An 8,772-nucleotide genomic window follows, 5' to 3' on the forward strand; every position below is an offset into this window, starting at 1 on the left:
GTCAGCGCATGCTGGTAGGCATCCGAGTAGGAGTCGCCGAACAGCACGACTTCACCGCCGCGTGCCTTGACCGCTTCGATCTTGACCGAAGGCGTGGTGGTCGGCATCACGATCACGGCACGACAGCCAAGTTTGGCGGCAGACAGGGCCACGCCTTGTGCATGATTGCCGGCCGAGGCGCAAATCACGCCGCGCTTCATTTGTGCCGGCGGCAAATGCGCCATCTTGTTGTAGGCGCCGCGCAGCTTGAAGCTGAAGACGCTTTGAATATCCTCGCGCTTGAAATAAATCTGGTTGCCGAAACGCTGCGACAGCGTTGGCGCCAGTTCCAGCGGCGTTTCCACGGCGACATCGTAGACGCGCGCGGTGAGGATTTTCTTCAGATAGTCGGTAGTCATAGTGATCAATGTGATTGGCGCGGCATGCATAGGCTAGGCGCCGCGCAGACGCTCATTATAATGGACGCCTTTATCTCCTTGCATTGCGGCATGTCCGCGGCAGAATACTTTGCAGGCTGATTGGGCAGGATGATCCGATTTGAAACATTTGATACAGGCAAAACATGATTGATGCTGGCGTGCAATGGCTGTTGGCGGCGCTGGCTGCGCCGCAGGTCGGCCTGTTTTCGGTATTTGTCATCAGTTTTCTGTCGGCAACCTTGTTGCCACTGGGTTCGGAGCCGGCGGTATTTGCTGTCATCAAGGCCAATACGGCCCTGTTCTGGCCGGTGATTCTGGTAGCTACGGCCGGCAATACGCTGGGCGGTATCGTCAATTACTGGATGGGCGTGGGGGCGAAACAGGTTTTTGCCAAGGAAAAACAGACACGCTGGTTCGGCTGGTTGCAGCGCTTTGGCGCAAAAACCATGCTGCTGGCCTGGCTGCCCGGCATAGGCGATCCAATCTGCCTGCTGGGAGGATGGCTGAAGCTGCCGTTCTGGCCCTGCGTTTTTTATATGGCGATCGGTAAATTTCTGCGTTATGTGACGATCAGTTGGCTGCTGCTGTATGTGCCGGATGGTTTTTGGCAATATCTGATTCATTTGTTTTGATTGCCTTTCGCAGCATTTGAAAAAAACGGTGTTTCCCAGGTCGTTTTGACAGTATGTAGTTCGGGCGTGTTGCACTGCAATCAGCTAAAATGCATATTTAGCGTGAATGCAATTGACCCACTGATGAACGCACCCGTACAAATCCAGAATCTTCTAGCCGACGCTCCCGGCGGCGCTGTGCCTACGCGTTTGCGTGAAATTCCCTATAACTACACTTCGTTTTCCGACCGTGAAATTGTCATGCGTCTGTTGGGCGAAGATGCGTGGAGCCTGCTCTCCGAGCTGCGTTCCGAGCGCCAGACTGGCCGTTCGGCCCGCATGCTGTATGAAGTGCTGGGCGATATCTGGGTCGTGCAGCGCAATCCCTATTTGCAGGACGACCTGCTGGATAATCCGAAGCGTCGTCAGGCCCTGATCGATGCGCTGAATCACCGTCTGACGGAAATCGACAAGCGGCGCAAGAACGATCTGGCCGCTGCCGGCGATGCCAATGCAGAGCACAGGGCGGAAGCAGTGGAAGCCCTGGTGCAATCGGCGATCAAGGCGGTGGCCGCCTTTGGCGAAGAATTCCGCAAGACCTATGATTTGCGCAAGCGTACCAACAAGGTGCTGGGTCGTTACACCGCGAAAGACAATATCAAGTTCGACGGTCTGTCGCGCGTTTCGCACGTGACAGACGCCACCGACTGGCGTGTCGAATATCCATTTGTTGTACTGACGCCGGACTGCGAAAACGAAATGGCCGGTCTGGTCAAAGGCTGTATCGAACTTGGCCTGACCATCATCCCGCGCGGCGGCGGCACCGGTTATACCGGCGGCGCGATTCCGCTGACGCCGATGTCGGCCGTCATCAATACCGAAAAACTGGAAGCGCTGGGTGCTGTCGAAATGACCATGCTGCCTGGCGTCGACCGCGAATACGCGACGATTTATTCCGGTGCGGGCGTGGTCACCAAGCGTGTCTCCGACGCGGCGGAAAAAGCCGGCTTCGTGTTCGCCGTCGATCCGACTTCTGCGGAAGCGTCGTGCATAGGCGGCAATATCGCGATGAATGCCGGCGGCAAGAAAGCCGTGTTGTGGGGTACTGCGCTCGACAATCTGGCGAGCTGGAGGATGGTTGATCCGAATGGCGACTGGCTGGAAGTCACGCGCCTGGAGCACAACCTCGGCAAGATTCATGATGCGCCGGTGGCGAAGTTCAAGCTGGAGTGGACGCATCCGGGCGAGAAGGGCCGCGTCAACCAACCCTTCAAGACAGAAACGCTGGAAATCGTCGGCCGCACCTTCCGCAAGGAAGGGCTGGGCAAGGACGTTACCGATAAATTCCTGTCCGGTTTGCCGGGCGTGCAAAAAGAAGGTTGCGATGGTTTGATCACATCGGCACGCTGGATCTTGCACAAGATGCCCAAGCATACGCGCACGGTTTGTCTGGAATTTTTCGGTCATTCGCGCGATGCAATTCCATCGATCGTCGAGATCAAGGATTTCCTCGACGAGCAAACCAGAAAGGGCGGCGCCATTCTGGCCGGTCTGGAACATCTGGACGAGCGCTATCTGCGCGCGGTCGGTTATGCGACCAAATCCAAGCGCGGCACATTGCCGAAGATGGCCCTGTTCGGCGATATCGTCGGCGACGATGAAAACGCCGTCGCGCAAGCGGCATCGGAAGTGGTGCGTCTGGCGAATACGCGTGTCGGTGAAGGCTTTATTGCCGTCAGCCCGGAAGCACGCAAAAAATTCTGGCTCGATCGCGCCCGTACGGCGGCAATTTCCAAGCATACCAACGCCTTCAAGATCAATGAAGACGTGGTGATTCCGCTCGACCGCATGGGCGAATATTCGGACGGCATCGAACGCATCAATATCGAACTGTCGATCCGCAACAAGCTGCAGTTCCTGGATGAATTGCGCGCCTTTTTTGCCAAGGGCAATCTGCCATTAGGCAAGAGCGACGATGCGGAAGGCGAGGAAATTCCTGCGGCAGAATTGCTGGAAGATCGCGTGCATCAGGCCGATGATTTGATCGCTGCCACGCAGGCACGCTGGTCGTATGTACTGAATAATCTCGACCTGCCTTTGCGCGATGCGAAAGATGCATTGCTGGCGCTGGGCATGGAAAAACTGGAGCAGGCATTCGACGAACGCCTGGCCTTGCAGCCGAATGCCACGGTATTCGACGTGGTGCAGGATAGGACTGTGCGCATTTCGTGGAAAGCGGAAGCGCGCGTTCCGTTGCGCCAGATTTTCAACGGCGGCGCTTTCCGCCTGATCCTCGAAGAAGCCAACGCGATCCACAAGCAGGTGTTGCGCGGTCGCGTATTCGTTGCACTGCACATGCATGCGGGCGACGGCAATGTGCATACCAATATCCCGGTCAATTCCGATCACTACCAGATGCTGCAGGATGCGCACGCTGCAGTGGCGCGCATCATGAAGCTGGCGCGTTCGCTGAATGGCGTGATTTCCGGCGAGCACGGGATCGGCATTACCAAGCTGGAATTCCTGACCAGCGAAGAACTGGCTGATTTCCGCTCATACAAAAAGCGCATCGATCCGGAAGGCCACTTCAACAAGGGCAAGCTGATGGATGCGCCGGAGTTGAGCGCCGATCTGCGCAATGCGTACACGCCGTCGTTCGGCTTGATGGGCCACGAATCGCTGATCATGCAGCAAAGCGATATCGGCGCAATTGCCAACAGCGTCAAGGATTGCCTGCGCTGCGGCAAATGCAAACCTGTATGTGCAACGCATGTGCCGCGCGCGAATCTGCTGTACTCGCCGCGCAACAAGATTCTCGCCACGTCCTTGTTGGTCGAAGCCTTTTTGTACGAAGAGCAAACGCGACGCGGTATCTCGATCAAGCATTGGGAAGAATTTGAAGACGTCGCTGATCACTGCACGGTTTGCCATAAATGCCTGACACCTTGTCCGGTCGATATCGACTTTGGCGATGTGTCGATGAACATGCGCAATCTGCTACGCAAGATGAACAAAAAATCGTTCAATCCGGGCACCGCTGCCTCGATGTTCTTCCTGGGCGCAACCGATCCGGCGACGATCAACGCAACCCGCAAAGTCATGATCGACTGGGGCTACAAGGCTCAGCGCTTCGGCCACGATTTCTTCAAGAAGCTGGCGAAGAAGCAGACTGCCGCACCAAAGTCCACAGTCGGTAAACCGCCGGTCAAGGAACAGGTCATCCACTTCATCAACAAGAAGATGCCGGGCAATCTGCCGAAGAAAACCGCGCGTGCCTTGCTGGATATTGAAGACGATAAAGTCGTGCCTATCATCCGCGATCCGAAATCGACGACGATGGATACCGAAGCGGTGTTCTACTTCCCCGGTTGCGGTTCCGAGCGCCTGTTCTCGCAAGTCGGCCTGGCAACGCAGGCGATGTTGTGGAATGTCGGTGTGCAAACCGTCTTGCCGCCGGGTTATCTGTGCTGCGGTTATCCGCAACGCGGCACCGGCAATTACGACAAGGCCGAGAAAATCATCACCGATAATCGCGTGCTGTTCCATCGCATGGCCAACACGCTGAACTATCTGGATATCAAAACCGTCATCGTGTCTTGCGGCACCTGCTACGACCAGTTGCAGGGTTATGAATTCGAGAAGATTTTCCCCGGCTGCCGCATCATCGATATTCACGAATATCTGATGGAAAAAGGCGTCAAGCTGGAAGGCGTCAACGGCGTGCGTTACATGTATCACGACCCTTGCCATACGCCGATGAAATTGCAGGATCCGTTGAAAACGGTGAATGCATTGATCACGACTGTTGACGATCAAAAGATCGAGAAGAATGACCGCTGCTGCGGCGAATCAGGGACTCTGGCTGTGACGCGTCCCGACATTTCAACGCAAGTGCGCTTCCGCAAGGAAGAGGAAATGACCAAGGGCGCGGATAAATTGCGTAGTGATGGCTTCACCGGAGAGGTCAAGATTCTGACTTCCTGTCCTTCGTGCCTGCAGGGCTTGTCGCGCTACAACGATGATTCCGACACGACGGCCGACTACATCGTGGTCGAAATGGCCAAGCATTTGCTCGGGCCGAACTGGTTGCCGGAATACGTGGCACGCGCCAACAATGGCGGCATCGAACGTGTGCTGGTGTAAGCATGGCGACAGCATGCGAATTATGCGATGAGTCGGGCGGTGAAATTCTGTTTCGCAATGAGCAGTTGCGTGTGGTGCTGGTTGCCGATGCAAATTACCCCGGCTTCTGCCGCGTGATCTGGAATGCGCATGTCAGCGAAATGACCGATCTGGCAATAGAAGACAGGTCGACCCTGATGCGTGCGGTGTGTCAGGTCGAAGCTGCGCAACGCGAAGTATTGCAGCCGCAGAAAATCAATCTGGCCAGCCTGGGTAATATGGTGCCGCATCTGCATTGGCATCTGATTCCGCGTTTTGTCGACGATGCGCATTTCCCGCATCCGGTCTGGGCCGCACCGGTACGCCAGACTGCCGGTGAAATGCTGGCACACCGGCGCGCCTTGCTGCCGGCATTGCGGGCGGCAGTGATACGCTGCGTATCCTGTACAAGCTGAATCGCTGATATCCATTACAAATACCAACTGCGCAGGCGAACATGATTTCCTGTGCGCAATCTGAACGAGAGACGATCATGACTGGTTCCAAACAAACACCTCCAGCACCACAGCCAACCGGTTTGACGGTACGCAAGCAATCACGCGTGCTGGAAGTTGAATTCGATGATGGCGCTGCCTTTTCACTACCGTTTGAATTGTTGCGCGTCTGGTCGCCATCGGCGGAAGTGCGCGGTCACGGCCCAGGTCAGGAAACCCTGCAAACCGGCCAGCGCAATGTGGAAATCAACGCAGTCGAACCTGTAGGCAATTACGCGATCAAACCGGTGTTTTCCGACGGTCACGATACCGGCATTTTTTCGTGGGAATACCTGCATCACCTGGGAACGAACCAGGATGCCCTGTGGGAAGATTATCTGCGTCGTCTGGAAGCCGCCGGTTTCACGCGCGAGAGCGGTCGCGATGCGCCGATGAGCAAGGCAGTGGTCAGCGGTTCCGGTTGCGGAAGCCATTGATTCCATTCGGTTTGCGAGCAGGCTCACGACTGAATTTGCTTGCGCTATCGACAAGTAAAAATAATTTTAACGTTTTCTTCACATCTCAATAACGCTTGTATAATGTAATCGACTAGCCATGACAAATTCCACACATTTCGGTTATCAAACCGTCGCTGAAGAAGAGAAGGTTCACAAGGTTGCCGAAGTATTCCATTCGGTTGCTGCCAAGTACGACGTGATGAACGATTTCATGTCGGCAGGATTGCATCGCGTGTGGAAGGCTTTCACGATTGCGCAGGCTGGCATACGCCCGGGCTTCAAGGTGCTGGATATTGCAGGCGGCACCGGCGATCTGGCCAAGGCGTTTGCCAAAAAGGCAGGTTCAACCGGCGAGGTCTGGCTGACGGATATTAATGAGTCGATGTTGCGTGTCGGACGCGATCGCCTGTTGAACAATGGCTTGATCGTCCCCACATCGTTGTGCGATGCAGAGAAATTGCCATTTCCCGACAATTATTTCGATCGTGTGAGCGTGGCTTTCGGTTTGCGCAACATGACACACAAGGATGTGGCGCTGGCGGAAATGCGGCGTGTATTGAAGCCCGGCGGCAAGCTGCTGGTGCTGGAATTTTCCAAGGTCTGGGAACCTTTGAAAAAACCGTATGACGTTTATTCGTTTTCCGTGTTGCCGTGGTTGGGTCAACGCATTGCAGGCGACGCCGATAGTTATCGCTATCTGGCCGAATCGATCCGCATGCACCCCGATCAGGAGACACTGAAAAAAATGATGCAGGATGCAGGACTCGAAAGAGTTGAGTATTTCAATTTGACAGCCGGCGTGGCGGCATTGCACACCGGAATAAAACTTTAGGAGACGCAATATGATGAAGAAATTTTTGTTGGCCTTGGTCGTGGTGGCCAGCTCGATGGCGTTGGTCGCTCCGGAAGTGGAAGCCAAACGCATGGGCGGTGGCGGCTCCTTCGGCAAGCAATCGCAAAGCTTCAAGCGTGCCGCTCCGCCACAACAATCGGCAACTCCGGCCAAACCGGCTGCTGCACCTGCAGCGGCAGGCGCAGCGGGTGCTGCAGCCAAACCTAGCATGATGCGTAATATCCTCGGTGGCGCATTGCTCGGCCTGGGTCTGGGCGCGCTGTTGTCGCACCTCGGCATTGGCGGCGCATTGGCCAGCATGATCAGCACCATGTTGATGGTCGCTCTGTTTGCATTTGCAGCGATGTTCATCTATCGCATGATCAAAGCCAAGAGCGCCGGTAACCAATCCGGCAACATGCAGCCATCGTTCCCGAACAATTTCTCGGCAAAGAGCAATACGCCTGAAATCGGTTCGCGTATCGAACAGCCTTACGGTCAGCCTTCGGCTCTGCAGTCGGCAGCGCCTATGGCATCCGGCGCAGCATATGAAGCGGGTAATGACGCAGGTGATCTGCCTGCCGATTTCGATGTGCAATCGTTTATCCGCAACGCAAAAACCTATTTCATCCGTCTGCAAGCGGCGTGGGACAAAGCTGATGTCAACGACATTCGCGAATTCACCACACCTGAAATGTTTGCCGAATTGAAGTCGCAATTGCTGGAACGCGGTGCTTCGGAAAACCATACCGACGTGATTTCGCTGGAAGGCGAATTCTACGGCGTGGAAACCGTAGGTGACGATTACATCGCCAGCATCAAGTTCACCGGCTTGATCAATGAAGGTGGCGGCGCAGCGACTGAGCCCTTCACCGAAGCGTGGAACCTGTCCAAGCCGGTCAACGGCAACGGCGGCTGGGTTCTGGCCGGTATTCAGCAGCTGTAATTGCACCATGTAGATAGTTAGCGCCGCCTGACGGCAAACTGCTAAACTTGAAGCCGCCCGTGAATAATCACCGGCGGCTTTGTTTTTGGCTTCACCATTTTTGCCTATGACTTCTTTTTCTCCCGCCAGCATTTTCCCCGCCGCCATCAATCATCTGCTTGCGCAGGAAGCCTGGGCGCGCGCCAAACTGATGCCGCATGCAGGCAAGGTCGCCGTACTGGATGGCGGCGTGCTGGCGGCGCGCCTGAAAGTGACAGCCGACGGGATGCTGGAAGCAGCAGCGGCGGATGACGCAGCAACGGTCACGATACGTGTGCAACTGGCCGATCTGCCCGTCATCATGCAAAATCGCGAACGTGCTTTTTCCTTCGTGAAGATAGAAGGCGATGCCGATTTTGCCAATACGATTTCGCAATTGAGTCAGGGTTTGCGCTGGGAAGCGGAAGACGATCTGAGCAAGTTCGTCGGCGATATTGCAGCGAACAGAATGATGGGCGGCGCACGGTCTGCGTTGAACACGGCCAAGGCGCTGCATCAGTCAGTGACTGAAAACGTGGCTGAATATTTTCTCGAAGAAAATCCCATGTTGATACGTCCGCAAGCAGTGACTGAATTTACCGCCGATGTGACCAGATTGCGCGACGATGTGGCGCGACTGAGCAAACGGATAGAAAAGCTGAAGGGTAGTAATCAATGATCTTGAGATTCCTCCGCGTACTTAAAATCCTGCGGGTCGCGATCCGCTACGGTCTCGACGACATCGCAATGTCCGGCTTGCGGATTCCGCGCACCACAAAATTACTGAATCAACTGCTGTTCTGGCGCGATCTTTCCGAACCGCGTGGCGTGCG

At 55.5% G+C, this 8,772-nt stretch carries 8 protein-coding genes and 1 pseudogene; 8 read left to right on the top strand and 1 reads right to left on the bottom strand.

Annotated features, from left to right (window positions below; genetic code table 11):
• Nucleotides 1–398, bottom strand: a 398-nt coding sequence (locus tag ABWP27_RS10735; RefSeq protein WP_353156507.1) for a pyridoxal-phosphate dependent enzyme, incomplete at its 3' end; no start/stop codon positions are given.
• Nucleotides 399–562: 164 nt separating this feature from the next.
• Between ABWP27_RS10735 and ABWP27_RS10740 the strand changes: the two genes are divergently transcribed.
• The 8 genes and pseudogenes from ABWP27_RS10740 to ABWP27_RS10775 all read left to right on the top strand — a co-directional run.
• Nucleotides 563–1,051 carry a YqaA family protein gene (locus tag ABWP27_RS10740; RefSeq protein WP_353156510.1) on the top strand — a complete coding sequence of 163 codons (489 nt, stop codon included), beginning with the start codon at nt 563–565 and terminating at the stop codon, nt 1,049–1,051.
• 123 nt (nt 1,052–1,174) lie between these two features.
• The gene (locus tag ABWP27_RS10745; RefSeq protein ID WP_353156513.1) at nt 1,175–5,173 is read left to right on the top strand and encodes a DUF3683 domain-containing protein; all 3,999 of its coding nucleotides are present in this window, start codon (nt 1,175–1,177) and stop codon (nt 5,171–5,173) included.
• A gap of 2 nt (nt 5,174–5,175) precedes the next feature.
• Nucleotides 5,176–5,607, top strand: coding sequence for an HIT family protein (locus tag ABWP27_RS10750; RefSeq protein ID WP_353156517.1), 432 nt, complete (start codon nt 5,176–5,178; stop codon nt 5,605–5,607).
• Nucleotides 5,608–5,684: 77 nt separating this feature from the next.
• A complete protein-coding gene (locus ABWP27_RS10755; protein WP_353156519.1) occupies nt 5,685–6,122 on the top strand; it encodes a gamma-butyrobetaine hydroxylase family protein in 438 nt (145 codons plus the stop codon).
• 118 nt (nt 6,123–6,240) lie between these two features.
• Nucleotides 6,241–6,975: a bifunctional demethylmenaquinone methyltransferase/2-methoxy-6-polyprenyl-1,4-benzoquinol methylase UbiE gene (gene ubiE, locus ABWP27_RS10760; RefSeq protein ID WP_353156522.1), complete on the top strand. Its 735-nt coding sequence runs from the start codon at nt 6,241–6,243 to the stop codon at nt 6,973–6,975.
• A 13-nt stretch (nt 6,976–6,988) separates the two neighbouring features.
• Nucleotides 6,989–7,921 (top strand): Tim44 domain-containing protein, encoded by a 933-nt coding sequence (locus ABWP27_RS10765; RefSeq protein ID WP_353156527.1) that lies wholly within the window; start codon nt 6,989–6,991, stop codon nt 7,919–7,921.
• Between the two features lie 106 nt (nt 7,922–8,027).
• Nucleotides 8,028–8,618, top strand: a complete 591-nt coding sequence (locus ABWP27_RS10770) for a ubiquinone biosynthesis accessory factor UbiJ (RefSeq protein WP_353156524.1) — start codon at nt 8,028–8,030, stop codon at nt 8,616–8,618.
• Nucleotides 8,615–8,772: pseudogene (locus ABWP27_RS10775) on the top strand (ubiquinone biosynthesis regulatory protein kinase UbiB); the annotation flags it as partial. The gene ABWP27_RS10770 and the pseudogene ABWP27_RS10775, both read left to right, overlap by 4 nt.

This window comes from Herminiimonas fonticola (genome assembly GCF_040395855.1).
GTDB lineage: Bacteria > Pseudomonadota > Gammaproteobacteria > Burkholderiales > Burkholderiaceae_D > Oxalicibacterium > Oxalicibacterium fonticola_A.

Bases quoted from the DNA above. Each gene is read 5' to 3' on its own strand.
- ABWP27_RS10740 (WP_353156510.1), top strand. From the start codon at position 563: ATGATTGATGCTGGCGTGCAATGGCTGTTGGCGGCGCTGGCTGCGCCG.
- ABWP27_RS10745 (WP_353156513.1), top strand. From the start codon at position 1,175: ATGAACGCACCCGTACAAATCCAGAATCTTCTAGCCGACGCTCCCGGC.
- ABWP27_RS10750 (WP_353156517.1), top strand. From the start codon at position 5,176: ATGGCGACAGCATGCGAATTATGCGATGAGTCGGGCGGTGAAATTCTG.
- ABWP27_RS10755 (WP_353156519.1), top strand. From the start codon at position 5,685: ATGACTGGTTCCAAACAAACACCTCCAGCACCACAGCCAACCGGTTTG.
- ubiE (WP_353156522.1), top strand. From the start codon at position 6,241: ATGACAAATTCCACACATTTCGGTTATCAAACCGTCGCTGAAGAAGAG.
- ABWP27_RS10765 (WP_353156527.1), top strand. From the start codon at position 6,989: ATGAAGAAATTTTTGTTGGCCTTGGTCGTGGTGGCCAGCTCGATGGCG.
- ABWP27_RS10770 (WP_353156524.1), top strand. From the start codon at position 8,028: ATGACTTCTTTTTCTCCCGCCAGCATTTTCCCCGCCGCCATCAATCAT.